Source organism: Guyparkeria sp., from assembly GCF_041687595.1.
GTDB lineage: Bacteria > Pseudomonadota > Gammaproteobacteria > Halothiobacillales > Halothiobacillaceae > Guyparkeria.
This window is the reverse complement of record NZ_JAWLBP010000002.1, coordinates 1-23,983: the sequence shown is the minus strand read 5'-3', so window position 1 is coordinate 23,983 and position 23,983 is coordinate 1. Positions and strand designations below refer to the sequence as shown.

Below are 23,983 nucleotides of genomic sequence, written 5' to 3'. Positions count from 1 at the left end.
GTCCCGGCCTCGATGGAATCAGCCGCGAAGCCGGGCGTCGAGGTGGTCCACCGCTTCGGCCCAGTCGGCGTCATCGGCCAGGGATTCGGTGAGGAATCGTTTCTGGCTGTCGTTCCAGAACGGCGCGTCGGCCAGCGCGGTATCGCTGGGCAGGGGCTGGTGGCGTTCGATGAAGGATTCGATGGCCTCCTCGCTCGACTCGAGTCCCAGTTGATCGAACAGTTCGCTCAGGGGATGGAACGGTGGCTGCATGCAGGTCTCTCCGGACAGGTTGCCAGTGGGTTTTCCATGCTTGTCTTCCCGGATTCTAGCCGCTTTTCAGTGCCGGGACCCGGACGTCTATACTCGCCGTGTTTGTCCATGGAGAAATGCTCGTGTGGGATGATTATTTCCTGTTCCTTCTCAAGTCGCTGACGTGGGTCGTGGCCGTGATCTTCGTGGTCGGGGCGGTGATCGGCCTGATCGCCCAGGCACGCCAGTCGCAGGGCGCCGAGACCGGCCCGAAGCCGCTCCGCGTCCGGCGTCTCAACGACGAGGTCGACAAGCGTACCCGGCAGCTCAGGGAGGCGCTCGAAAAGTCCGAGGACGGCGTGAAAAGCCGGTTGCGTCGCATGCTAAAGCGCCGGGGAAAGACGTCCGGCGGTTCCGGTGACGGCTCCGAGAAATCGGATGAGGTGGCCGCGGACGAGCGAAAGAAAGGGAAGGCCGGTGAGTCGGAGCAGCCGCCCCGCACGTTCGTGCTGCGGTTCACGGGCGACATTCGCGCCTCGGCGGTCGACGCCCTGCGCGAGGAGGTCAGCGCGGTGCTGCGCGTCGCCCGAGCGGGTGAGGATCGCGTGTTGCTGGTGCTCGACAGCCCGGGTGGGATCGTGCCGGGATACGGCCTGGCCGCCGCTCAGCTGGCGCGCCTGCGCACCGCGGGCATCGAGCTGGTGGCCGTGGTCGACCGTGTGGCAGCCAGCGGCGGCTACATGATGGCAGCGGTCGCAAACCGGATCGTCGCCGCCCCGTTTGCCATCGTCGGCTCGATCGGCGTGGTCGCCCAGATTCCGAACATCCATCGCCTGCTCAAGCGCAACGACATCGACGTCGAGTTGCACACGGCCGGTCAGTACAAGCGCACGCTGACCCTGCTGGGCGAGAACACCGAGGCCGGTCGCGAGAAGTTCCGCGAGGAACTGGAGCAGACCCACGAACTGTTCAAGCAATTCCTCAACCGCTTCCGCCCGCAACTGGATCTGGACAAGCTGGCCACCGGGGAGCACTGGCTCGGCGAGGATGCGCTGAAACTCGGGCTGATCGACGACATCGCCACCAGTGATGACCTGATCCTGGAGGCGGTGGAGCAGGGCGATGCCTTCGAGATCGTCCAGCCGGTCAAGAAGCACGGCCTGTTGGCTCGCCTGAGTGCCTCGGCCCAGTCGGCATTGAGCGAATGGCGCCATCCGCTCTGAGCGTGTCGGTCGGTCAGTCGGAGGAAGGGGTGGGGTTGTCGTTCGCTTGCCGGTGGTATAGCGCCAGTACCTGGACGTAAGTGCCGCTCACGTTGCTGGCGAATCGGTCGATGGCATGTCGCCGCGCCGTGGTCACGGCCTGTTCGCTCATCGCGGCTCGCAACTCGTCATCCTCGATCAGGTGCCTGGCGGCCTCGACCCACAGCGGGATGTTCTCGGCGGTCTTGAAGCCGTTGTTCTCGTGCTTGACCACGTCATCGATGCCGCTCGAGCGCACGGCCACGACCGGCAGGCCGGCGGCCATCGCCTCGAGAATGACCATCCCCTGGGTCTCGGACTTCGAGGCGAAGATGAACAGGTCGCCCAACTGGTAGTAGTGGGCGATGGCTTCCGGCGAAACGGCACCGACCAGCGTCACGACTCGTTCCAGTCCCAGGGATTCGATGCGCATCTGCAGGCGCTCGTGCTCATCGCCCTCACCGATGATCAGGCAGCGGAAGGGTTGTTCACTGGTCCGTCGCAATTCGTCGATTGCCGAGATCAGGAAGTCGATGTTCTTTTCCTTGCTCAGGCGCGAGACGCTCACCAGCACGCGTTCGTCGTCCGCGATGCCGTGTTCCTCGCGTAGCCTCGCCACCGCCTTGGGCGCCGGTTGCCGGAAACGGTCGAAGTCGATCCCGGTGGGATGGATGTAGATGGGCGAGGTCACGCCGATCACCCGCAGGTACTCCTCGGCCGACGCGGTCGGCACGATCACCCCGTCACAGCGGTTGGCGAATCGCCGGATGGCCGTGTGGGCGATCAGGTTGCGGAAGAGGGGTCCGGGCAGCGGAACGAAATGCGCGTAGTGCTCCAGTCGGGTGTGATAGGTGAATACCGTCGGGACCTTCAGCCGGCGGGCATGCCATTGCGCGACCCACCCCAGCCAGAACGGGTGGTGGATGTGGATCAGGTCCGGAGCGAACGACCTGAGTCCGTGGCGAATGGCGGGCGAGAGCGGATTGGCCAGTCGGAACTCGCCCTGCTTGTCGATGCCCCGGCAGGAGGGCACCCGGACCACGTGCGTGCCGTGGTCGTCCTGATCCGGGTAGCTCGGTGCGACGATCAGCACGCGGTGGGCGAGCTGTTCCAGCCCACGGCGCAGGCGGTCGATGGAGATCGGCACGCCGCCGATGAACGGCAGGTAGTTGTTGGTCACCATGGCGATGCTCAGCGAGCGGTCGCGCCAGGGTGAGGTGTCGAGGTCGTAGTTCCGGTAGTAGTCCCGCTCGACGAAGATCGTGCTGTAGAGCTTGATGGCCAGCAGGATGAGAAGACCTAGGACCAGCAGGAAGTTGAGGTGCCCGACGTAGAACAGCGAGTGGATGAAGAACCACAGGCTTTCCAGTGTCTTGAAGAACTGGTGCTGGCCGATGTCCAGCCGCTCGACCCCGAGCGTCACCTGGTCGTCGGTCACCTGCACGTCGACGTAGTGATAGAAGCTGGTGTCGTCGTTGAGCACCAGCCCGCCGGCCCCGCCGGTGACCACGTAGTTGACGCCGTCGCGTTCCTGTCGGTCGAACAGGTGCAGGTTGCTCGAGAAGACCGCGTCGACGCCCTGTTTTCGAAACAACTCGTGCAGGCGGTCGCGAAACTCGGTGTCCGCCAGGTACTGGCTGTCGGAATCGATCGGGCTCGTGTGCGTCGTCTGGAACATCGGGTGGCCGATGAACACGAAGCGGTGTTTGGGGAACGGGTCGCGCAATTGCTGCTCGAGCCAGTGGATCTGGAACGGGTAGGTGTTCGGGTTGGTGCTGTCGAGGAACAGGAACTGGCTGTTGCCGGCCCGGAAGCCGTGGAAGAAGGGGCCGAAGTGCTCGTAGAAGTTGAACGAGCCGAAGGCGCCGCCCTCCTTCTCGCCGGCGGTAAGGACATAGGGCATCTCCAGGTGCGAGAGCGTGCGGTGGAGCGCCCGGTACTTGTCTTCCCCGGCGCCGCTGACAGCATTGCCTGCCGACACGACGAAATCCGGGCCGGCCTGGTTGAGCATCGGGATCATCTTGCGCTCGAACAGGCCGACGGAGTTGTTGATGTTGCCGACCACGGCAAAGCTCAGTCCCTCGCCGTCGACTTTCGACTGGATGCGGTCGATCTGCTCGGCGTGGGCGGCGTGGTAGCCCTGCTCGTAGATCGACAGGTACAGCCGGTAGCCAATCAGCAGCACGATGGCGGCCAGTGTCAGGTAGAAGGCCAGCTTGAGCCGTCGTGGGGTGAGCCATCGTGTCAGGCGGGTCATACGTTCCTCACGAGCCGTTCGGGTGCCGGGTGGCAGTGAGCTCGCGCTGGGTGACGAACAGGCCGATCAGCATGCCCAGGTAGATCGTCAGCGCGCGCCAGGCCACGGTCACCAGCACGAGATGCGAGGCGGTGACCACGTCCCGGAAGAAGTGGCCGAATACCCCCTCGGCGATCCCCGCGGCGCCTGGGGTCGGTGAGAAGTACATCACGAAGGTGGTCATCACCATCCGTCCGATCACTACCCAATAGTCGAAACCGTAGCCCAATGCCCAGAAGAGCAGCGCGGGAAACGAGAACAGGGCCAGCAGGAATATCGCCGTGAAGAGGAACGAGGCCGCGATGTCGATCCAGCGGCCCTGGAAGTAGCGCACGAAGCCGTGGGCGAACTGCTGCAGGTTGAGGACCAGACGGTGTCGCCAGCGATAGTGTCGAGGGGCGCTGATCAGGTGAAGCCGTCGCAGCAGCTTCAGCAACCCGAGCAGGGGGCGCAACAGCCAGTTGGCCCGCAGCACCAGGACACTGAAGAAGCCGAGGTACAGGATCACGCTGACGATGAGCGTGGCGAGCAGCGAATTGCTGCGGGTGGCGGCTTCCGCTCCCGGCAGGGTCAGCAGCAGTACCGGCGTGGCACCGAAGATGAACAGCACGGCCAGGGCGGTGCGGATCGTGGTCGCGGTCAGTCCGATGCCGACCGGCACGCCGCGTCGACGCATGAACCAGACCTGCGCCACCCCGCCGCCGGTGGCCAGGGGGGTGATGTTCGAGACGAAGATGTTGAGAAACACCAGCCTGGCCATCGCCGAAAGCGGCACGGAATGGCCCAGTGCCCGCAGGGTGAACCACAGCCGCAGCCCGTCCGCCGCGAAGTAGACCATTAGCAGGGCGAGGCTGGCGAGGATCAGTTGGGGCGAGAGCAGGCGCGGATCCCATTCGATCTCCCGCCCGGCGACCTGCGAGTACACCGCCCAGATGCCGAGCAGGCTCAGGCCGATGAACAGCAGGGCGAACCACAGCAGGCGACGACCCCGGAAGGTCGGTTCGTTCTGGATCTCGAAGCGCTCGGGTTGGCGACTGGGGGTGGTCATGCGAGGTGTTAACCCGTGCCGGTCGGCCAGGCGGTGGCCTCGTGAGGCGAGATGGCCCGGTGATCGGGCACAGAAAAACCCGCACGAGGCGGGTTGTCTGCGTTCCTTTTTGGAGGCTGGACCCGGAGTCGAACCGGGGTAAACGGATTTGCAATCCGGTGCATAGCCACTCTGCCATCCAGCCGAAATCTGGAGCGGGAAACCGGATTCGAACCGGCGACCCCAACCTTGGCAAGGTTGTGCTCTACCAGCTGAGCTATTCCCGCGTCAGGGGGCGCAATTCTCGGCATGTTCCGCCCCCTTGTCAAGTGGTGGTCGCCGCGTGCCATCCCGGCCCGTCGCGGCGTTTCCGTCAGCGGTGCCGGAGTCGTGCCAGGAGCCATCGCTGCAACATGCGGTTGCGTGACTGTCGGGCGCGATTACACTCGGTCCTGTCGGCCTGCAGGCAGCTGGCCGGGTGCCTGGGGTCGTGCAGTTCGGCCGAACGGGCGTCGAGATAGACGCGCACTCGCAGCATAACCGGCTGGTCACGAGAATCGAGTACGGTGTGATCGGTGAAGGACAGTTCCAGCGTGAATCGGCCGCGCTCCGTGATACGGGCGGTGACCTGGAAGTCCAGGGCGAACTCGTCGCCCACGTCCAGCCGGCGCAGGTCGCCAAGGAGGCGACGAATCAGGATATAGTTCTGCTCATAGAGATCCATCAACTGATCGAATGGATCGTGTTCGACGAAGGGAGGGATACCGGTGTTGACGTTCATGCCCGTCAGTTTATGGACGACCGCGAGGCTTGTCACCAGAAACAGTCGTAGGCCAGGCACTTTCCTGCCCGTCTGTCTTCTGGCATTCCTCTCCACGGTTTTCGCCACCGCGGCCGATGCCGACGTGTACAAGTACCGTGATGCGAACGGGGTCACTCACCTGACCAACGTCCCCACCGAGACTTCGAATGCCCCCTACGAGTTGTGGCGCAAGAGCGAGGCCACCAAGCCCAAGGCCTGGCGGGACGGCTATCGCGTCCTGCCCCGACTCGACCGGGAAAGCTATGCCGAGCAAGTCTCGCGTTTTGCCGGACTCTACGGAGTCGATCCGGCACTGGTCCGCGCGGTGATCCATGCCGAGAGTGCCTTCCGCCCCGATGCGGTCTCGCCCAAGGGAGCCGGCGGCCTGATGCAGCTCATGCCGGCCACTGCCGAGCGTTTCGACGTGGGCGACCGTTTCAACCCGGACCAGAACATCGCCGGCGGCGTGGCCTATCTGGCGCTGCTGCTCGACATGTTCGACGGGGACCGCGAGCTTGCGGTGGCTGCCTACAACGCCGGCGAGAACGCAGTGACTCGCCACGGCGGCATCCCGCCCTATCAGGAGACCCGCACCTACGTGAAACGCGTGATGCAGTTGCAGGCGGCTTATCGCGGCAATGGCTGAACGGGGCCTGTCGGGGGACTCGGAATGAGCCGGAGCGGCGAACCCGACGAAGAGGAGCTTCAGTCCCGGTTCGAGTCGTTCGTCGGCGGGCAGACGGCCCTCGTGCTGGCGGTCGACGCCCCGGACGGCGCGCCCCCGGTGATCGGCACGTTGCCGTTCGTTCGCCACCGCGAGGCGTTCTTCGTGCTCGCCAGCGACCTGGCGCCGCATACCCCGGCCATGCTCGCGACCGGCGTGGCGAGTGTCGCCCTGATGGCCGACCAGGCCGACACCCGCAATCCCTTTGCCCGCGAACGGGCCCAGTGGCAGGCGACGGTCGGCGAGATCGGGCGGGATACGGCCGCCTTCAAGGCGGTCACCACCGAACTTCGCCGGTGTCACGGTCAGACGGTGGACCTGCTCTGCGGGCTCGGGGACTTTCACCTCGTCGCGCTGGAGCCGGGCGAGGGCCGCTACGTCAGCGGTTTTGGCCGGGCCTATCGCCTGTCAGGCTTCTCCGTCGGCACTCAGCTGCGCGGCTGATTCAGGCCGGTGATCGCCGGGCGCAGCAGTGCGGCGGCCTCGGCAATCACCTCGACATCGCCCGGTCGCTTCGGTGCCTGCTCGCTCAGGTGCCGCCGCCAGGCGCGTGCCCCGGGCTGGCCCTGGAAAAGGGTCAGAAGGGGCTTGATCAGGGTGGGCAGGCGCACGCCTTCGGCGACCTGCCCCGCGGCATAGTCCCGATACCGACTCAGGGCTTCCATCCGGTCGGCTTCTCCCCGTTCGCCGAACAGTGCCGCGTCGATGCCGGCTAGCAGGCCGACATCCTGGTAGGCCGCCCGGCCCACCATCACCCCATCCACTCCCTCGAGGGCTTCCTGCATCTGCGGGACCTGTGTGAGACCGCCGTTGAGCACCACCGTGAGTTCGGGCCGATCGGCCTTGATTCGCCGGGCGAACTCGGGCCGCAACGGCGGTACCTCCCGGTTCTGTTTCGGCGATAAGCCGGACAGCCAGGCCTTGCGGCTGTGGACGATGAACACCTCGCAGCCGCCGCGATCCGCGACGATATCGACGAAATCGCGGAATTCCGCGTAGCTTTCCCGGTGATCGATGCCGATCCGGCTCTTGACGGTCACCGGGACGTCCACCGCCTCTTTCATGGCGGCCACGCAGTCGGCCACCAGGTCGGGAGTGGCCATCAGGCATGCGCCGAAGGCCCCGTTCTGCACCCGGTCGCTGGGGCAGCCGACGTTGAGGTTGATCTCGTCATACCCCCATTCCGCGCCGATGCGCGCGGCCTCGGCCAGTGCCGCCGGGTCGGAGCCGCCCAGTTGCAGGGCGACCGGGTGCTCGCAGGCGTCGAAGCGCAGGTGCCGCTCGACGTCCCCGTGCAGCAGCGCCCCGGTGGTCACCATCTCGGTGTACAGCCGCGCGTGCCGGGTCAGTTGCCGGGCGAGGAACCGGTAGTGCCGGTCGGTCCAGTCGAGCATCGGGGCAATGCAGAAGCGCCAGGGATTGGTTTGATCGGGCATGGCAGTCAGGGCGTGATCGTGAAGGGGCGGCATTGTAGTCGAGGCTGGTTGGCCCGTCAGGGCAGCAGCCCCTTGACGATGGCGGTAATGCCGGCGACCGCCGCGATCCCGAGGATCACCGGTCGCAGCGCGTCGAAGGGCACGCGGTTGACCAGGTGCCCGGAGGCGTAGAAGCCCACCAGCATGCCGGGAAGCATGGCCGCGAACAGTTGCAACTCCCGCGTGCCGATGAACCCGGAAAAGAACAGGGCCACCGCGCTGGCGGAACTGGCGAACAGGAAAAAGGCCGACAGGTTGGCCCGCACCAGCGGGCCGTTCTCGTTCTGGTAGATCAGCGCGATCGGCGGGCCGCCCACGGCCGTGATGGTTCCCATGTATCCGGAGGCCGCTCCGGCGACCACGCTGTTGCGCGCCGACAGGCGGGGGCGCAGTCCGACCACGCTCAGGATGACCGCCAGGAGAATCAGGGTGCCGAACGCCAGGTCGAACCCGCGCGTGGTCAGCACGGCCAGCGTGCCCACCGCCAGGATCGTGCCGACGATGTCGCCGCCGATGGCGAACCGCACCTGGCGGAAGGACAGCGCCGCCCGGCTGCGCCACAGGATCAGCAACGTGAGCAGCACGGCGTTGAGGATCAGCGGACCGGGAAGGAACAGTGGGCTGATCAGGAACAGCAACGGCGCGGAGAGCGTGCCGATCCCGTAGCCGGCGAGCCCCTGGAGGAAGGCGCCGGCGAAGATGGCCAGGTTGGCCAGCAGGATCTGCCAGAGGGTGATGTCGCTCAACCGGGTACCTCGTTGGGGAAGCGGTGAAGGGCGTCGTGCTGCCGGCTTCCCGGGCTATTGGCCCGGGGGTGCGGCAGGAGCCTCGATCAGGAGCGCGAGCCGATCCGGAGTCGCGGCCAGGCGGCGGCGATGCGCCGCCAGAAGCTCGGCCGGGTGTCGGTCAGGTCGCGGCAGGTATCGCACTGGCCGGCGCGCGGGCGCCGGGCGGTGAGCGGCTCGATGCGCATCGGCGAGGGGCCGCGTCCCGGCTCCCAGGCGCTCAGCGGTTCCTCGTGGATCATCACGTCGGCCCCGGGGAAGGTGCGCAGCAGCCGGGCCTCGACCTCGTCGCCGATCTGGTGGGCGCGGTTGAGGTCGATGTGATTATCCAGGTACAGGTACAGCTGGATGATCATGGTTCGCCCCGCCATCCGCGTACGGATCTGGTCGACCGCGTGGACGGACGGATGCGATGAGACGATCTGGGCGACGCGCAACTCGGTGCCGTCCAGCACCTCGCGGTCCATCAGGTGGTCGAGCGCCTCGCGTCCGACCTTCCAGGCACTGTAGAGGACGAAGCCGCCCACGGCCGCGCCGAAAACCGGGTCGAGCCAGTTCAGGCCGTAACCGGCGAGGATCAGCACCGCGATGGTCGAGGCGTTGACCAGGAAATCCATGCTGTAGTGCGAGGCGTCGGCCTTGATCGCCGGCGAGCGTGTCTTGCGAATCACGTAACGCTGGAAGGTGATCAGTGCAAGCGTGGCGATCATCGAGAAGATCATCACCGCCACGCCCCAGTTCACCGCGTCGATATCCTGTGGGCGGATGAGCCGGTTGAGCGCCTCGACCAGAAGGAACACGCCCGAACCCGCGATGAACGTCGCCTGGGCCAGGGCGGCCAGCGGCTCGGCCTTGCCGTGTCCGTAGCGGTGATCTTCGTCGGGTGGCTGGAGCGCGATGCGCACGGCCACCAGGGTGACCAGCGAGGCCAGCAGGTCCATGGTCGAGTCGATCAGCGAGGCGAGCATGCTCACCGAGTTGGTGGTGATGGTCGCGGCGAGCTTCAGCGCGATCAGCGTCATGGCCAGCGTCACCGAGGCGGTGGTGACCATGCGCAGCAGTTTGGCGTGTGGAATCGGCATGAGCTGTTATCGATTTATGCCCGCTGTCATCGAGTGTCGTCGGCTCCCGCAACCTCGTCGTGGTCGGGTCGTGCAATCTCCCCGGCTCTTGGGGGCGGGGAGAAGTTAGGCAAGACTAATAGGGAACCGGATTAGTCCTATTTTAATCCACCCCGCCGGGGACTGCCAGCCCCTTGTTCTTTCGGTATGTCCCTCGGCGCCTCCGCGGCTTGGGGCGGGGGACGGAGTCGTCTACCATCAAGCGATACCCGCGCCCCGGAGAAGGATGCCCGTCGATGGCCCACGAAGACCGTCCCAAGTCCGCCACCAGTTGCCCGGTGATGCGTATCGGCATCACCGGACTGTCGGGCGCCGGCAAGTCCACCCTGATCACGGCGATCATCAACCACCTGGAAAACGCCCGTCGCGGGGCGATGGACGCACAACCGGGGCTGGCGGCGATCCGCCACGGTCGCTGGCAGCGCGAGTACGAGCGGGCCTTCGACTACGACCATGCCTTGACCGCCCTGACCGCCGAGCCGCCGAGCTGGCCCGAGTCCACCCGTGACTGGTCCATTGCCCGCATCACGCTGGACTACGACCGCCGCTGGTACTCGCTGCGCCCGCGCCGACGCTGCCTCGAGCTGTTCGACTACCCCGGCGAATGGCTGCTGGACCTGTCGCTGCTCGACTGGGGGTTCGATGACTACACGCGCCACTGGGTCGACTGGCTCTCGCGCAGCCCTCGCCGCCATATCGCCCCCGGACTGCTCGACGACCTCGCCGCGATCGACCCGGGCGAGCCGGTCGACGAGGCGCGGATGCGGGAGCTTACCGCGCGCTGGTCGATGATGCTCGCGGACAGTCGTCTCCCGCCGCACCGGCTGTCGCGCAACCTGCCCGGTCGCTGGCTGATGCCCGGGGGTGACTACGACCCCGAGGCCATGCCCTTCCTGCCGTTGCCGGCGATGTTGCATGCCACGGGGCAGGACGACCCGGACGGCTCCTGGGGTCAGGTTTGCCGGACTCATTTCGAGTACTACCGCGAAAAGATCGCGCGGCCCTTTTTCGAGTCACATTTCGGCCGGCTGGATGCCCAGGTGATCCTGGTCGACCTGCTCGGGGCGTTGCGCAGCGGCCAGTCGGCGCTGGCGGACATGCGTGCGGCCCTGGAGGCCATCCTCGAACCGTTTCGTTACCGCAGCGAGGGCTGGCTTTCGAACCTGTTCCGCCGCCGCATCCGGCGCGTGGCGATCGTCGCCACCCAGATCGACCACCTGCTGCCCGCCGACCAGGCGCGGCTGACCCGGCTGCTCGACAGCTACCTGTTCGAGTTGACCCAGCAGCTGGCCGGCAAGGACATCGAGCTGCGACTGTTCGCCGTCTCGGCGGTGACCGCGGCCCAGCCGAGGGAGGATGCCCGTGGTCGGCCGATGCTGGTGGGCGTGGAGAAGAGCAGCTGGCAGAAGATCGCCTTCACGCCGCCGTCGATTCCCGAGCAGATGCCGCACGATCTCAACCTCGCCATCGACGACCTGCCCACGCTTGCCCCGCCGGCGGGGCTGGACCGGGCGCGTACCTTCCCGGGGCGGCGCGTGGATACGCTGCTGGACTTCCTCATCGGCGAGCACTGAACGGAGATTCTTCATGACCGATGGCCAGAAACCCCGCGACGGCCACCTCGCCACCCGCATCCATGCGCAGGGCGAGGCCGTGCCGGACATCGACCCCGAGGCCCTGTACGACTCCGACCCCGGCGAGGGCCCGGGCAGCGAGTTGCTCGAGCCGCGGCGCTTCCCCTGGCTGGCGACCCTGCTTGCGGCGATCACCGTCACCTGGCTGGCGATCAACTGGCTCGAGGCCATCCACTGGGGGCACGGCATCCATTACGGGCTGGGCTGGGGGATATTCGTCATCGGGACGCTGATCGGCGGGGCCGGGCTTCTGCTGACGTTCCGGGCCTGGCAGCAGCGCCACCAGATCGATGCCATCACCCGGCTCAACCGGCGGCTGGCCGAGGCCGAGCGCGAAGGCGAGGTGGGGCAGGCCGTGGTCGAGCTGCGGGAGGAGGCGGAGCACCTGTTGCGTGCCAATCCCGCGCGCCGCAGCTTCGAGGAGAACCTGCTGGGCATCGATGCCGGCAGCCATGCCACCGAGCTGGTCGCCGCACTCGAACGGGGCTACGCCGCGCAGGACGAGCGGGCCCGCGCCCTGATCCACCGCGAGGTCGTCCGCACCGGCCTGTTCATCGCCGCCAGTCCCTGGCCGGCGCTGGATCTGCTCCTGGTCGCCTGGCGCAACGCGCGGATGGTCAATGCCATCGCCCGCATCTACGGCCTGCAACTCTCCTTCCCCGCCCGTTGGCGGCTCTACCGGATGATCTTGCAGAACATGGCCTTCGCCTCGGCCACCGAGACCGTGCTCGACTCGGCCAGCGAGGGCTGGGCGTCCAATCTTATGGTCAACCTCGGCGCCCGGGCCGGGCAGGGCGTGGCCGTCGCGCTGTATTCGCTGCGCATCGGTCGCCAGGCGATGCGGGCCTCGCGAATCGCCCCGGAGCACAAGCCGCTGGTCGACCGCAACCTAGCGAAACTGATCCTCGGCGCGATCCGCGAGCGATCCTCGTCGACCCGGTAGCCAGTAATCATCGGGAGGGCAGGGGATGGAACAGCGTTTGAGCGTGATTACCCTGGGCGTGGCCGATCTGTCCCGTTCACGGGCCTTCTACGAGACGGGCCTCGGATGGACGGTCGGTCAAGCCGAGGCGCAGGTCGTGTTCTTCCAGCTCAACGGCCTCATCCTGGCGCTCTACCCGCGTGACGAACTGGCGAACGATGCCGGGGTATCGGCCGAGGGCAGCGGCTTTGCCGGGATCGCCCTGGCGCACAACGTGCGCCGGCGGGAGGAAGTCGATGCGGTGCTTGCCGAGGCCGAACGGGCCGGCGGGCGGATCGTGAAGCCGGGGCAGGCGGCGTTCTGGGGTGGCTACTCGGGCTACTTCGCCGACCCGGACGCGCATCTCTGGGAAGTGGCCCACAACCCGTTCTGGGAACTGGACACGGCGGGCAACGTGTCGCTTGCACCGGGGTCGGACGGTTGACCGGAGAGTCGAAGCCGATGAAGGAGGCTCCCTGGCTGCTGATTGGCGGGACCCTGCTTGTCCTCGCCGCGTTGCTGGTCTCGGGCGTCGCCCCCTACGATCGTGCCACCTGGCTGCTCGAAGTCGCCCCGGCGGCGATGGCGCTGCCGATCCTGTGGTTCACTCGCAAGCGCTTCCCGCTCACACCGATGCTCTACGGGTTCGTCTTCCTGCACGCGCTGGTGCTGATCTACGGCGGGGCCTACAGCTACGCCCGCGTGCCGCTGGGCTTCGAGATCCAGGGCTGGTTCGACTTGGAGCGCAACCCCTACGACAAGATCGGGCATCTGTTCCAGGGGTTGGTGCCGGCACTGCTGGCCCGCGAGATACTGATCCGTGGGCATTTCGCCCGCGGACCGAGGATGGTCGGGTTTCTCGCGGTCTGCGTCGCGATGACCGTAAGTGCCGTCTACGAGCTGATCGAGTGGGGTGTGGCGGTGGTGGCCGGGGGTGGGGCGGTCGAGTTCCTCGGCACCCAGGGTGACCCCTGGGATGCCCAGTCCGACATGGGCTTTGCCCTGCTGGGCGCGATTGTCGGGCTGCTTGCCTTCTCGCGTTGGCAGACCCGTCAGATTCAGGCGCTTTCCGAGCGCAACTGACGGGCGATGTCCATCGCCGCGTAGGTGAGCACGCCGTCGGCACCCGCCCGCTTGAAGCTGGTCATGGTTTCCATGATGCAGGTGTCCCAGTCGAGCCAGCCGCGCTCGGCGGCGGCCTTGAGCATCGCGTACTCGCCGGAGACGTGATAGGCGAAGGTCGGCACCTCGAGTCGCTGCTTCACGCGGTAGATGACATCCAGGTAGGGCATGCCCGGCTTGACCATCACCATGTCCGCGCCCTCGGCGAGATCGGCGGAGACCTCGTGGATGGCCTCGCTGCCGTTGGCCGGGTCCATCTGGTAGGTCGTCTTGTCGGCCTTGCCGAGGTTGGCCGCCGAGCCCACCGCGTCGCGGAAGGGGCCGTAGAAATGCGAGGCGTACTTGGCGCTGTAGGCCATGATGCGGGTGTAAATGTGTCCCTTCGCCTCGAGATTGTCGCGGATCGCGCCGATGCGTCCGTCCATCATGTCCGAGGGGGCGACGATGTCCGCGCCGGCCTCGGCATGTGACTCGGCCTGTCGGACCAGCACCTCGACGGTCTCGTCGTTGAGCACGTAGCCGTTCGCGTCGATGATGCCGTCCTGCCCGTGGGTGGTGTAGGGGTCCAGGGCGACGTCGGTCATGATCCCCAGTTCCGGGAAGCGTTCCTTGAGTGCGCGCACGGTACGCTGGACCAGCCCGTCCGGGGCATAGGCGGCCTCGGCGTGCTCGGACTTGGCCTCCTGCGGCGTGACCGGGAACAGGGCGAGTACGGGGATGCCCAGTTCCAGCGCCTGCTCGGCGAGCCGCGAGAGGTTCTCGATACCCAGCCGCTCCACGCCCGGCATGGACTCGACCGGCTCGCGCCCGTTCGGGTCCTCGAGCACGAACACCGGCAGGATCAGGTCGTTGGTCGAAACCGTGTTCTCCTGCATCAGGCGACGGCTGAAGGCGTCGCGCCGCATGCGGCGTGGCCGATGGGCGGGATAGGCGCGCGAGAACGTCATTGTCGGGCTCCGGGTGATGAATGGGCATGGGTTGATCGTTTAGGATACCAAACGGTTCGCGCCCGGTGGCCAGGCATCCGCCGGCGGCCGGCGCGAGAGATCACTGACTACCCGGAGGCGAGACCCATGTACGAATTCACCTTTCTGACCCCGGACCGCGGTGCCGGCTTCATCAAGCGGCTGGAAGGGCTGGGTCTCGAGGTGAGGGTGGCCGAGGATCCCATCGCCGAGGAGGCGACCACCATCTCGATCCCCGACGACACCGACGAGGACCTGCTCGATCAGATCGAGGAGTGGTACGAGGAGGAGACGCAGGCTGCCGAGGCGGAGCTGTTCGCCAGCGGCGAGGCGGATGCCGAGGTATCCGCCGGGGTCTGGGTGCAACTGGGCGACGGACGGTCGACCTTTGCCGAGGTCAGTCCCTCGATGATGAGCCGGATGCTGTCGGTACTCAGCGCCGACGAGCTGGGCGACTTCGTCTCCCGGATCGCCGATGCGGTCGAGAACCCCGATGCCACCCCGATCTGTCGTCGTGTCCGGTCGGACGAGTCGTAGTCGTCCCGGACGCCGACTGGTGGCAAGGCGCTGTTTTGCCGGCGATATCCCTCCGGACATGGCCTACGCTTGAAATGAAGGGGGGCGTTGATCCGATGCCCCCCTGCGGGGTTTCCGGGCCACCCCGCCGCGTGCCGATGGGTTCAAGCGCGGTCATCCAGGCCCGTCATCAGGGGAGGGCAGGTCATGAAACGCTTGGCAGAGCAATGCAGACGCGGAGCGGCGATGGGTGTGCTGGGGGTCATGCTTTGGCTGCTGGGGGCGTCGTCCGCCGCCTGGGCAGAGGCCCAGGTGATCACCCCGGAATACGAACCGCCGCGGGTGGTCTACGACTTCTATCTGGACGATCCGCAGAAGATCAATGCCGCGCTCTACTGGATCCGTTCGCTGATCAATCCCCTGCAGGCCAGCCCTTACAACATGGACCCGGGGCTGGACATGGACATCGTCGTGATCATCCACGGCACCGAGATCGTCACGGTGGCGAAGAAGAACGAGGAACAGTACGCTGACGCGGTTGCGCGCATGCGCTACTACAAGCAGCTGGGCGTGGATTTCCATGTCTGCGCGCTGGCGGCACAGGACTACGACTACGCGCCCGAGGACTTTCAGGACTTCATCACCATCGTGCCGTCGGCGTTCACCGACCTGGTGCACTACCAGCAGCAGGGTTACGCGGTGATCAAGCCGGAGGTCTTCGTGCGCACGCAGTCGCTGGAGTCGATTCGCTGACCTGGCATCGCGGCTGAAGGAGGCCACTTGGACGAACACCAGATCACCTCGCTCACGGAGCTCGAGGCCCTGTTCGACCCGCCGGGCGAGGCGGCGATCAAGAAGGAGGTCGACCGCATCGTGCCGGTCTACCGGCAGATGATCGAGGCCTCGCCCTTCTACCTGATGGCCACCGCCGGGCCCGGTGGCCTCGACTGCACGCCGCGCGGGGATCCGGCCGGTTTCGTCGAGGTGATCGACGAGAAGCACCTGGCCCTACCCGAGCGCAAGGGCAACAACCGAATCGACAGCCTGCGGAACCTGATCGCCGACCCGCGGGTTGGGCTGCTGTTCCTGGTGCCCGGCAAGAGCGAGACCCTGCGCGTTAACGGCCGGGCCCGCATCACCACCGATCCGGATCTCCTCGAGCGCACGGCGATGCACGGCAAGCCGCCGAAGTGCGTGATCGTCGTCGAGGTCGAGACGGTGTTCTTCCAGTGCGCCCGTGCCGTGCTGCGGGCGAAGCTCTGGGACCCGGAGACCCGCGAACTGGCGGCAGCGACCCCCACGCCGGGGGAGATGCTGGCCGGCGTGCCGGATTCCACCATTCGGGCCGAGGCTTACGACGACGGGCTGGACGAGCGGCAGCAACGGACGCTCTACTGAAGAAGTCGGAGGGAAGAAATCAGAGATCGGAAACGTCACGGGTTGGCTCCGCCGTTGACGATCGCACCATCCCCTCTGACCTCTGGCGAGGTGCTTTCCGGTCAACCTGTTAGAATCGCGCGCCAAACCCGATTTTCGTGGAGCCCACCATGACACAGGCCTCCAGCCAGAGCCCGTCGGGACGTCGCAAGGCGCCCGAGCTCCTGTCCCCGGCCGGGACGCTGAAATCCATGCGCTACGCCTTCGCCTACGGCGCGGATGCAGTCTACGCCGGCCTGCCGCGCTACAGCCTGCGTGCGCGGAACAACGACTTCCTCGAAGACAACCTGCGCATCGGTATCGAGGAGGCGCACGCCGCGGGCAAGCAGTTCTTCGTCACGGTCAACCTCTCGCCGCACAACAGCAAGTTGAAGACCTTTATCCGCGACATGGAACCCATCGTCGCGATGAAGCCGGACGCCTTCATCATGGCCGATCCCGGCCTGATCATGATGGTGCGCGAGGCCTTCCCCGAGATGCCCATCCACCTGTCGGTGCAGGCGAACACGGTCAACTGGGCGACGGTGAAGTTCTGGGAGTCGGTGGGTGTCACCCGCGTGATTCTCTCTCGCGAACTGTCGCTCGACGAGATCCGCGAGATCCGCGAGAAATGCCCGAACATGGAGCTCGAGGTATTCGTCCACGGTGCGCTGTGCATCGCCTATTCCGGGCGCTGCCTGCTCTCGGGCTACTTCAACCACCGCGACCCGAACCAGGGCACCTGCACCAACGCCTGTCGCTGGGAATACACCCCCCAGCAGGCCAGCGAGGACATCTCGGGCGTGGTGCGCCCGGAGCCGGCCGACGAGAAGCCCCAGGAGCAGCCCCAGGAACAACCCATCTCGCTGGATGCGCTCAATGCCGCCAACCCGATGACGGATGGCGCCATGGGTGACCAGGAACGCCACCCGCTGGCCGATCAGGTATATCTGCTCGAGGAGAAGAGTCGCCCCGGTGAGCAGATGCCGATCGAGGAGGACGAGCACGGCACCTACATCCTCAACTCGCGCGACCTGCGCGCCGTCGAGCACGTCCAGGCGCTGGTCGACATCGGTGTGGACTGCCTCAAGATCGAGGGGCGTACCAAGTCGCACTACTACGTCGCCCGCACCGCGCAGGTCTACCGCCAGGCGATCGACGATGCCATGGCCGGCCGGCCGTTCAACGAGGAGCTGATCGCCGATCTCGACAACCTCGCCAATCGCGGCTACACGGACGGTTTCTACAAGCGCCATCACACGCAGGAGTACCAGAACTACATCGAGGGCGTCTCCAAGAGCCGTCAGCAGCAGTTCGTCGGCGAGATCAGCGAAGTCGATGGCGACTGGGCGCAGGTCGACATCAAGAACAAGATCAAGGTGGGCGACGAAATCACCTTCCTGCTGCCGGACGGCAACCGGGTCGATCAGCTCGTCGAGATGCAGACGCTGGAAGGCCAGCCGCTGGACGAGGCGCCCGGAAGTGGCTGGCAGGTGCGCCTGCGCCTGCCGGAGGGGGCGCAGGACTTCGGCGACCGGCTTCGCTATGGGCTGATCGCCCGCAACCTGGCCGACTGACCGCGTGATCCTGGCTCGGTATCTTCGCAGGGAAGCGCTGATTTCCATCTCGGCGGTGGCCATCGTCCTGATGCTGATCATGGCCACCAACCTCCTGGCACGCGCCCTGTCGCTGGCCGCCGACGGGACCCTGCCCGCCAACCTCGTGCCGGTGCTCCTGGGCTTCAACCTGGTGAAGATGCTGATGTACGTCTTTCCGGTGGCGCTGTTCATCGGACTGATGTTCGCGCTCGGCCGGCTCAACCGGGACAGCGAGCAGACCATCATCCGTAGTAGCGGCTTCGGCCTGTGGCGCATCACCGGCGCGCTCCTGCCGGTGGCCGTGCCGCTGGCCCTGTTCACCGGCTGGGTGTCCCTGTTCGGCTGGCCGATGGCCGAGCAGGCGCGTGATCGCATGGTGGAGACCGCCCAGTCCGACTATGTCGGCCAGCAGGTGCCGGTCGGACGGTTCATCGAGGCCAACGAGGGTCGGTTGGTGGCCTACGTCGGCGGGGTCGAGAACGGCACGCATCGCCGCATCTTCGTGTTCGACGAGTCGGAGGACGGCTCGGTCGCCGTCGAGAGCGCGCCGACGGGCGTGATAGTGGAGGAGGATGGGCAGCGCTACATCGCGCTCCAGGACGGTCGGCGTATCGGCGGGGCCATCGGCCAGTCCGACTGGAACCGGCTGGACTACGAGCGTCACCTCATTCGCCTGCCGGGACAGGTCGACGAGGACGACGGCCAGGCCACCGTGCGCACGTCGGGCGAGCTGTGGACCTCGGGAAGACCGGACGACCGGGCCGACCTCTTCGAACGCATCTCGCAGGGCATTATCGCGCTGGTGCTGGTCCTGATCGCCATCCCGCTGGCCCAGGCCCCGCCTCGCAGCGGTCGGTATGGCCGGCTCTTCTGGGCCTTCCTGATCTATGCCCTGTACTTCAACGTGATTCCGCTGGTCTCGGACCAGATCGAGGATGACAGCGTGGGACTGTTCGGCGGGTTGCTGATCGCCCACGGTCTGTTCCTGCTGCTGTGGGGCCTGCTGTTCTGGTCGGCCAGGGGAGGCTGGGGACGCTTGAAACGACAATGGATGCTTCGCCGTGAACACGCTTGACCGTTACCTGGTGCGCCATGTGGTGACCGGCGGGCTGGCGGCATCGGCCGCCTTCGCCGTTCTGATCCTCGTGTTCGGCATGATCGATGAGGCCAGCAAGATCGGCCCCGACTACACCCTGTGGCAGGCGATGATGTTCGTGGGCATGAGCCTGCCCGGGTATCTCTACGAGCTGTTTCCGGTCACCGTGCTGGTCGGGGGTCTCCTGAGCCTCGGTGGTCTCGCGGCGCACTCGGAGCTGACCGTGATGCGGGCGACCGGCATGTCGCTGCTGCGACTGGCGCGCCCGGTGCTGGTCGCCGGCGTGCTCCTCGCCGCGCTGGGCACACTGATGGGCGAGACCATCGGCGCCTGGGGGCAGGCCGAGGCCCACAGCATGCGGGCCTCGGCACAGGAGGAGGAAGTCAGCACGGACCTGGCCACCGGGCTGTGGCTCCGTAACGGCGACCGGATCATCAATGTCGAGCGCGCCCTGGTCGATGGCCATGTCACCGGGGTTCGCGTGTTCCAGTTGTCCCCGGAAGGCCTGCCCGAACGAGTGATCCAGGCACAACGGGCGCAGAGCGAAGGGGGCGAGAACTGGAAAATGGAAGGCGTGGTCGACACGCGGATGCCGATCGCCGATCCTGAACTGCCGCTCGAGGTGAGTCGGCACACCGCGCTGGAGAACGAGCCGCTGTTCGATCGCCAGATCCTCGAGATCGTGGCGCTCAATCCCCGCTACATGAACGTCGCACAGTTGTCCGAGTACGTCGGCTACCTCGAGCGCAATGACCTCGACGCGGCGGTCTACGCCACGGCGATGTGGGCGAGGGTGGTCCAGCCGGTCTCCGTGCTGGCGATGCTGCTGGTGACATTGCCGTTCGTCTTCGTCGCCCAGCGTGGCGGCTCGGCGGGGCGCTGGCTGTTCATCGCGATCATCTTGGGCGTGGCCTACATGACGCTGACCCAGATCGTCACGGCGCTCGCTCCCGCCTACGGGATTTCGCCCATCCTGAGCACCATCCTGCCGCCGGCCCTGTTCTCCGTGGCCGGAATCGTGGCACTGTATCGGGCGACTCCCCGATCCCGCCGCACCGCGGCGGTTCCGCAACACCCAAGTGGCTGACCATGTTCGAAGACCAGAGCACCAACGATTTCGAAAGCCAGTCGATCGGCGCCTTCACCGAGAAGGCGTATCTCAACTACGCCATGTACGTGATCCTCGACCGGGCGCTGCCGCACGTCGCCGACGGGCTCAAGCCCGTGCAGCGCCGGATCGTCTACGCCATGAGCGAGCTGGGGCTCTCGGCGCTGGCCAAGCACAAGAAGTCGGCTCGGACCGTGGGTGACGTGCTCGGCAAGTACCACCCGCATGGCGACTCGGCCTGCTACGAGGCGATGGTGCTGATGGCACAGCCGTTCTCGTATCGCTACCCGCTGATCGACGGGCAGGGCAACTTCGGCTCGCCGGACGATCCGAAGTCCTTCGCGGCGATGCGCTACACCGAATCGCGCCTGACCCGCTACGCACAGACCCTGCTGGCCGAGGCCGATCAGGGCACGGTCGACTGGGTCGACAACTTCGACGGCACGCTCAAGGAGCCGTCGCTGTTGCCCGCGCGCCTGCCCAACGTGCTCCTGAACGGCTCGACCGGCATCGCCGTGGGGCTGTCCACCGACATCCCCCCGCACAACCTCAAGGAGGTGGTCGATGCCTGCGTGGCCCTGATCGAGAACCCCGAGGCCGATGTCGCCGCGCTGTGCAAGCACGTGAAGGGGCCGGACTTCCCCACCGAGGGCGAGATCATCACGCCGCCCGAAGACATCCGCAAGATGTACGAGAACGGCACCGGCAACGTGCGCCAGCGGGCGAGGTACGAGATCGAGTCCGGCCAGGTCGTCATCACCGCGCTGCCGTTCCAGGTCTCGGGCAGCAAGGTTCTCGAGCAGATCGCCGGGCAGATGCAGGCGAAGAAGCTGCCGCTGGTCACCGACCTGCGCGACGAATCCGATCACGAGTCGCCGACGCGCCTGGTGATCGTGCCCAGAAGCCGCCAGGTCGACATCGACGCGCTGATGGCGCACCTGTTCGCCACCACGGATCTCGAGAAGAGCTACCGGGTGAACATGAACGTGATCACTGCCGACGGCCGCCCGCAGGTGCTCAACCTCAAGGAAATCCTCGCCGAGTGGCTGGCCTTCCGCCAGGCGACGATCCGGCGGCGGCTGGAATGGCGCCTGGCCAAGATCGAGAGGCGCCTGGAGGTGCTGGCGGGATTGCTGATCGCGTTCCTCAACATCGACGAGGTGATCGCCATCATCCGCGAGGCCGAGGATCCCAAGGCCGAGCTGATCGCGAAATTCGACCTGACCGAGCTGCAGGCCGACTCGATCCTCGAGATCCGGCTGCGCCAGTTGGCGAAGATCGAGGAGATCGCGGTCAAGAAAGAGCAGGCCGAGTTGTCCGACGAGGCCGAGGGCATTCGCACCCTGCTCGGCGACGAGCAGGCCCTGCGCGGCAAGATGCGAGACGAACTGGTCGCCGATGCCGCCGAGTACGGCGATGCCCGCCGGTCGCGCCTGGTCACGCGCGAATCCGCCCAACCGCTGGACGAGACCCGGCTGATGACCGCCGAGCCGGTCACGGTGGTGCTGAGCCACAACGGCTGGATCCGTGCGGCCAAGGGCCATGACGTCGACCCGGAATCGCTTTCCTACAAATCGGGGGATGGCTACCAGGCCCATGTCGCCGGACGTTCCACCCAGCCGGTGGTAGTGTTCGACGACACCGGTCGGGCCTACACGCTGGCCACCCACACGCTGCCGTCGGCACGGGGGCAGGGTGAGCCGGTCACCGGTCGGGTCAGTCCCCCGTCGGGCGCGCACTTCACCGCCCTGGCCATCGGCGAGCCCGAGCAGCGGGTCTTCCTGTGGTCGCCGGGCGGGTTCGGTTTCATTACGTCCATGGGGGACCTGGTCGGTCGTCAGCGGGCCGGCAAGAAGGTGCTGAGCCTGCCCAAGGGGCAGTCCCCCGGCAAGCCGGAGCCCCTGGGCAAGGGGTTCGACCGCCTGGCGGTGGCGACAAGCGACGGTCACGTGCTCGTTATCGACGCCGAGGAACTGCCGGTGATGGCCAAGGGCAAGGGCAACAAGCTGGTGGCACTGAAGAGCGGGGCGACGATCGTCGATGTGGCCGCTCTCGCCGAGGGCGAGGCCCTCCGGGTAACCGCCGGGGCACGCACCATGACCGTCAAGCCGGCCGACATCGAGCTCTACCGGGGCAAGCGGGCAACCCGCGGTCGCAGCCTGCCGCGCGGGCTTACCCGCGTGGATGCGCTCGAGGCCGAGCGGCGCGACTAGCGCCGCCGGACCGGGAACCGCCGACACGCCCGGTGGTCTGAAATTTCGGTAGGCAGTCGTCTTGAAAACCGAGCGTCGCACCCCAGATTGGGTTAGGCTTCTGCCGCGACCCGGACGTGCGATTCGGGTATCGGCCGCCTGCTCGGCCACGAGAGCTTGAACCCGGTTACCCAACTCCAGAGGTAGAGATGAAACGCATCGGCTTGTTCCTGTTGACCAACCTGGCTGTCATCGTCGTGCTGATGATCGTCTGGTTCGTGATATCCAGCGTCTTCGGCATCGGCCGGACGATGGATTACGAGGCGGGCACCATCAACCTGACCGCCACGCTGATCTTCGCCGCCGTGTTCGGCTTCGGTGGTTCGCTGATCTCGCTGTTGATTTCCAAGTGGATGGCCAAGCGGAGCGTCGGTGCGCAGGTCATTGAAACCCCGCGCAACGAGGGTGAGCGCTGGCTGGTGGAGACCGTGCAGCGCCAGGCGCGCGAGGTCGGGATCGGCATGCCGGAGGTCGCGATCTACGACTCGCCCGAGATCAACGCCTTCGCCACCGGCGCGAGCCGCAACAAGGCGCTGGTCGCCGTATCCACCGGGCTGTTGTCGAGCATGACGCGTGATGAGGCCGAGGCCGTGCTTGGCCACGAGGTTGGCCACATCGCCAACGGCGACATGATCACGCTGACCCTGATCCAGGGCGTGGTGAACACCTTCGTGATCTTCTTCGCGCGGATCGTCGGCTTCTTCGTCGATCGCGTGCTGCTGAAGAACGAGGAAGGGCCGGGCATCGGCTTCTTCGTCACCACTATCGTTGCCGAGATCGTCTTCGGCATCCTGGCGAGCACCATCGTCATGTGGTTCTCTCGTCAGCGCGAGTTCCGGGCTGATGATGCCGGTGCGCGCCTGGCCGGCCGTGAGAAGATGATCGCCGCACTCGAGCGGCTGAAGCTGAACTACGATCGCCCGTCGGATATGCCGGCCCAGATGACCGCCTTCGGCATCTTCGGCCGCGGCGGCAATTTCGGTCGACTGTTCATGTCGCACCCGCCGCTCGACGAGCGCATCGCGGCCCTGCGCGCGGCCAGCGGTCAGGCCCAGATGGCCTGATTGCTCGCCGCGATTTGAAACCCCGTCTCCGGGCGGGGAAAATCCCGGTCAAGGGGCCGGGAACCAAGGCCCGCCCGGTGCGGGCCTTTTTCGTTGGCCCCGACCGGTTCGGGAAAAGCAGACCGGGCAGCGTCCCGGCAACGGAGGAGCGTGATGGAAGTCCTGTTTCTGTTCGTGCCGCTGAGCATGCTGGTGGTCGCGGGCCTGGTGTGGGCCGCCTTCTGGGCCATACGCAACAACCAGTACGAAGATCTCGAGGGACCGGCGCACCGCATCCTCATGGACGACGATGACCCGCGCATCCCCACCAACCAGGAAGAGCCCGATGCCCCGGTGGACGAGGACGAGAGAGTCGGTTCGGACGGCAAGGCACGGCGCGGGGAATGACCCCGGCCTGACTAGTGACATTCCCCCGGGGGTGGTTTACGATAGACCGCAGTTTAGGGAGGAGCCTCAAATGAAAGAAATGTTCAGTTTCGACAACTTTGCCTTCACGTTCACCATCGGCCTGATCGTTTTCTCGTGGCTGAGTTTCCTGAGCGTCGTCTT

Annotated in this window: 24 protein-coding genes and 2 tRNA genes; 16 read left to right on the top strand and 10 right to left on the bottom strand. The window is 66.3% G+C overall.

From position 1 onward, the window contains the following. Nucleotides 1–18: 18 nt before the first annotated feature. Nucleotides 19–252, bottom strand: a complete 234-nt coding sequence (locus tag ACESL5_RS00660; RefSeq protein WP_372590849.1) for a DUF2789 domain-containing protein — start codon at nt 250–252, stop codon at nt 19–21. A 116-nt stretch (nt 253–368) separates the two neighbouring features. Here ACESL5_RS00660 and sohB point away from each other — a divergent pair, with 116 nt between their 5' ends. After that, nucleotides 369–1,454: a protease SohB gene (gene sohB, locus ACESL5_RS00655; protein WP_372590848.1), complete on the top strand. Its 1,086-nt coding sequence runs from the start codon at nt 369–371 to the stop codon at nt 1,452–1,454. A gap of 13 nt (nt 1,455–1,467) precedes the next feature. Here sohB and ACESL5_RS00650 read toward each other — a convergent pair whose 3' ends face one another. From ACESL5_RS00650 to ACESL5_RS00630, 5 genes are all read right to left on the bottom strand, one after another. Next, complete coding sequence (locus ACESL5_RS00650; protein ID WP_372590847.1) at nt 1,468–3,729, bottom strand: glycosyltransferase; 2,262 nt, start codon at nt 3,727–3,729, stop codon at nt 1,468–1,470. A gap of 7 nt (nt 3,730–3,736) precedes the next feature. Beyond that, nucleotides 3,737–4,816 carry a YbhN family protein gene (locus tag ACESL5_RS00645; protein WP_372590846.1) on the bottom strand — a complete coding sequence of 360 codons (1,080 nt, stop codon included), beginning with the start codon at nt 4,814–4,816 and terminating at the stop codon, nt 3,737–3,739. A gap of 110 nt (nt 4,817–4,926) precedes the next feature. Continuing rightward, a tRNA-Cys gene (locus ACESL5_RS00640) sits at nt 4,927–5,000 on the bottom strand. 6 nt (nt 5,001–5,006) lie between these two features. Next, nucleotides 5,007–5,082: transfer RNA gene (locus tag ACESL5_RS00635), tRNA-Gly, on the bottom strand. A gap of 86 nt (nt 5,083–5,168) precedes the next feature. Further along, complete coding sequence (locus ACESL5_RS00630) at nt 5,169–5,576, bottom strand: DUF1249 domain-containing protein (RefSeq protein ID WP_372590845.1); 408 nt, start codon at nt 5,574–5,576, stop codon at nt 5,169–5,171. A 64-nt stretch (nt 5,577–5,640) separates the two neighbouring features. Between ACESL5_RS00630 and ACESL5_RS00625 the strand changes: the two genes are divergently transcribed. Together ACESL5_RS00625 and ACESL5_RS00620 are read left to right on the top strand one after the other, a co-directional pair. Then, nucleotides 5,641–6,243 carry a lytic transglycosylase domain-containing protein gene (locus ACESL5_RS00625; RefSeq protein WP_372590907.1) on the top strand — a complete coding sequence of 201 codons (603 nt, stop codon included), beginning with the start codon at nt 5,641–5,643 and terminating at the stop codon, nt 6,241–6,243. Nucleotides 6,244–6,267: 24 nt separating this feature from the next. Next, the gene (locus tag ACESL5_RS00620; RefSeq protein WP_372590844.1) at nt 6,268–6,765 is read left to right on the top strand and encodes a hypothetical protein; all 498 of its coding nucleotides are present in this window, start codon (nt 6,268–6,270) and stop codon (nt 6,763–6,765) included. On the opposite strand, the gene dusA is transcribed toward ACESL5_RS00620, so the two are convergent. From dusA to ACESL5_RS00605, 3 genes are all read right to left on the bottom strand, one after another. After that, nucleotides 6,750–7,757, bottom strand: a complete 1,008-nt coding sequence (gene dusA / locus ACESL5_RS00615; protein WP_372590843.1) for a tRNA dihydrouridine(20/20a) synthase DusA — start codon at nt 7,755–7,757, stop codon at nt 6,750–6,752. The two genes, ACESL5_RS00620 and dusA, sit on opposite strands and share 16 nt — an antisense overlap. Nucleotides 7,758–7,813: 56 nt before the next feature. Further along, a complete protein-coding gene (locus tag ACESL5_RS00610; protein WP_372590842.1) occupies nt 7,814–8,542 on the bottom strand; it encodes a sulfite exporter TauE/SafE family protein in 729 nt (242 codons plus the stop codon). 86 nt (nt 8,543–8,628) lie between these two features. After that, nucleotides 8,629–9,663 carry a cation diffusion facilitator family transporter gene (locus ACESL5_RS00605; protein WP_372590841.1) on the bottom strand — a complete coding sequence of 345 codons (1,035 nt, stop codon included), beginning with the start codon at nt 9,661–9,663 and terminating at the stop codon, nt 8,629–8,631. 275 nt (nt 9,664–9,938) lie between these two features. Here ACESL5_RS00605 and ACESL5_RS00600 point away from each other — a divergent pair, with 275 nt between their 5' ends. The 4 genes from ACESL5_RS00600 to ACESL5_RS00585 are packed head-to-tail and all read left to right on the top strand — an operon-like array spanning nt 9,939 to nt 13,380. Beyond that, complete coding sequence (locus tag ACESL5_RS00600; RefSeq protein WP_372590840.1) at nt 9,939–11,276, top strand: YcjX family protein; 1,338 nt, start codon at nt 9,939–9,941, stop codon at nt 11,274–11,276. A 13-nt stretch (nt 11,277–11,289) separates the two neighbouring features. Beyond that, the gene (locus ACESL5_RS00595) at nt 11,290–12,279 is read left to right on the top strand and encodes a DUF697 domain-containing protein (protein WP_372590839.1); all 990 of its coding nucleotides are present in this window, start codon (nt 11,290–11,292) and stop codon (nt 12,277–12,279) included. A gap of 25 nt (nt 12,280–12,304) precedes the next feature. Next, the gene (locus tag ACESL5_RS00590; protein ID WP_372590838.1) at nt 12,305–12,742 is read left to right on the top strand and encodes a VOC family protein; all 438 of its coding nucleotides are present in this window, start codon (nt 12,305–12,307) and stop codon (nt 12,740–12,742) included. A gap of 17 nt (nt 12,743–12,759) precedes the next feature. Then, a complete protein-coding gene (locus tag ACESL5_RS00585; protein WP_372590837.1) occupies nt 12,760–13,380 on the top strand; it encodes a DUF2238 domain-containing protein in 621 nt (206 codons plus the stop codon). Here the strand turns inward: ACESL5_RS00585 and hemB are convergent. Next, nucleotides 13,356–14,366, bottom strand: a complete 1,011-nt coding sequence (hemB, locus tag ACESL5_RS00580) for a porphobilinogen synthase (protein WP_372590836.1) — start codon at nt 14,364–14,366, stop codon at nt 13,356–13,358. The genes ACESL5_RS00585 and hemB overlap by 25 nt on opposite strands. A 126-nt stretch (nt 14,367–14,492) precedes the next feature. Between hemB and ACESL5_RS00575 the strand changes: the two genes are divergently transcribed. The 9 genes from ACESL5_RS00575 (at nt 14,493) to ccoS (ending at nt 23,821) form a co-directional block, all read left to right on the top strand. After that, nucleotides 14,493–14,921, top strand: coding sequence for a hypothetical protein (locus ACESL5_RS00575; protein WP_372590835.1), 429 nt, complete (start codon nt 14,493–14,495; stop codon nt 14,919–14,921). Between the two features lie 186 nt (nt 14,922–15,107). Next, on the top strand, nt 15,108–15,653 hold the full coding sequence (locus ACESL5_RS00570; RefSeq protein WP_372590834.1) for a DsrE family protein: 546 nt from the start codon (nt 15,108–15,110) through the stop codon (nt 15,651–15,653). A 27-nt stretch (nt 15,654–15,680) separates the two neighbouring features. Then, nucleotides 15,681–16,298, top strand: a complete 618-nt coding sequence (locus ACESL5_RS00565) for a pyridoxamine 5'-phosphate oxidase family protein (RefSeq protein WP_372590833.1) — start codon at nt 15,681–15,683, stop codon at nt 16,296–16,298. 149 nt (nt 16,299–16,447) lie between these two features. Beyond that, on the top strand, nt 16,448–17,893 hold the full coding sequence (gene yegQ, locus ACESL5_RS00560; RefSeq protein ID WP_372590832.1) for a tRNA 5-hydroxyuridine modification protein YegQ: 1,446 nt from the start codon (nt 16,448–16,450) through the stop codon (nt 17,891–17,893). Nucleotides 17,894–17,897: 4 nt separating this feature from the next. Next, nucleotides 17,898–18,989 carry an LPS export ABC transporter permease LptF gene (lptF, locus tag ACESL5_RS00555; RefSeq protein ID WP_372590831.1) on the top strand — a complete coding sequence of 364 codons (1,092 nt, stop codon included), beginning with the start codon at nt 17,898–17,900 and terminating at the stop codon, nt 18,987–18,989. Continuing rightward, on the top strand, nt 18,976–20,097 hold the full coding sequence (lptG, locus tag ACESL5_RS00550; protein ID WP_372590830.1) for an LPS export ABC transporter permease LptG: 1,122 nt from the start codon (nt 18,976–18,978) through the stop codon (nt 20,095–20,097). The genes lptF and lptG overlap by 14 nt, the downstream gene beginning before the upstream one ends. Then, complete coding sequence (gene parC / locus ACESL5_RS00545; RefSeq protein ID WP_411275690.1) at nt 20,094–22,331, top strand: DNA topoisomerase IV subunit A; 2,238 nt, start codon at nt 20,094–20,096, stop codon at nt 22,329–22,331. The genes lptG and parC overlap by 4 nt, the downstream gene beginning before the upstream one ends. A gap of 188 nt (nt 22,332–22,519) precedes the next feature. Further along, complete coding sequence (gene htpX / locus ACESL5_RS00540) at nt 22,520–23,434, top strand: protease HtpX (RefSeq protein WP_372590828.1); 915 nt, start codon at nt 22,520–22,522, stop codon at nt 23,432–23,434. Nucleotides 23,435–23,587: 153 nt separating this feature from the next. After that, nucleotides 23,588–23,821: a cbb3-type cytochrome oxidase assembly protein CcoS gene (ccoS, locus tag ACESL5_RS00535; RefSeq protein WP_372590827.1), complete on the top strand. Its 234-nt coding sequence runs from the start codon at nt 23,588–23,590 to the stop codon at nt 23,819–23,821. Nucleotides 23,822–23,983 lie beyond the last annotated feature (162 nt).

Bases quoted from the DNA above. Each gene is read 5' to 3' on its own strand.
- ACESL5_RS00645 (WP_372590846.1), bottom strand. From the start codon at position 4,816: ATGACCACCCCCAGTCGCCAACCCGAGCGCTTCGAGATCCAGAACGAA.
- ACESL5_RS00600 (WP_372590840.1), top strand. From the start codon at position 9,939: ATGGCCCACGAAGACCGTCCCAAGTCCGCCACCAGTTGCCCGGTGATG.
- ACESL5_RS00660 (WP_372590849.1), bottom strand. From the start codon at position 252: ATGCAGCCACCGTTCCATCCCCTGAGCGAACTGTTCGATCAACTGGGA.
- dusA (WP_372590843.1), bottom strand. From the start codon at position 7,757: ATGCCCGATCAAACCAATCCCTGGCGCTTCTGCATTGCCCCGATGCTC.
- ACESL5_RS00595 (WP_372590839.1), top strand. From the start codon at position 11,290: ATGACCGATGGCCAGAAACCCCGCGACGGCCACCTCGCCACCCGCATC.
- ACESL5_RS00590 (WP_372590838.1), top strand. From the start codon at position 12,305: ATGGAACAGCGTTTGAGCGTGATTACCCTGGGCGTGGCCGATCTGTCC.
- ACESL5_RS00570 (WP_372590834.1), top strand. From the start codon at position 15,108: ATGAAACGCTTGGCAGAGCAATGCAGACGCGGAGCGGCGATGGGTGTG.
- ACESL5_RS00585 (WP_372590837.1), top strand. From the start codon at position 12,760: ATGAAGGAGGCTCCCTGGCTGCTGATTGGCGGGACCCTGCTTGTCCTC.
- ACESL5_RS00620 (WP_372590844.1), top strand. From the start codon at position 6,268: ATGAGCCGGAGCGGCGAACCCGACGAAGAGGAGCTTCAGTCCCGGTTC.
- yegQ (WP_372590832.1), top strand. From the start codon at position 16,448: ATGACACAGGCCTCCAGCCAGAGCCCGTCGGGACGTCGCAAGGCGCCC.
- hemB (WP_372590836.1), bottom strand. From the start codon at position 14,366: ATGACGTTCTCGCGCGCCTATCCCGCCCATCGGCCACGCCGCATGCGG.
- ACESL5_RS00575 (WP_372590835.1), top strand. From the start codon at position 14,493: ATGTACGAATTCACCTTTCTGACCCCGGACCGCGGTGCCGGCTTCATC.
- ACESL5_RS00630 (WP_372590845.1), bottom strand. From the start codon at position 5,576: ATGAACGTCAACACCGGTATCCCTCCCTTCGTCGAACACGATCCATTC.
- ACESL5_RS00605 (WP_372590841.1), bottom strand. From the start codon at position 9,663: ATGCCGATTCCACACGCCAAACTGCTGCGCATGGTCACCACCGCCTCG.
- sohB (WP_372590848.1), top strand. From the start codon at position 369: ATGCTCGTGTGGGATGATTATTTCCTGTTCCTTCTCAAGTCGCTGACG.
- htpX (WP_372590828.1), top strand. From the start codon at position 22,520: ATGAAACGCATCGGCTTGTTCCTGTTGACCAACCTGGCTGTCATCGTC.
- ACESL5_RS00650 (WP_372590847.1), bottom strand. From the start codon at position 3,729: ATGACCCGCCTGACACGATGGCTCACCCCACGACGGCTCAAGCTGGCC.
- ccoS (WP_372590827.1), top strand. From the start codon at position 23,588: ATGGAAGTCCTGTTTCTGTTCGTGCCGCTGAGCATGCTGGTGGTCGCG.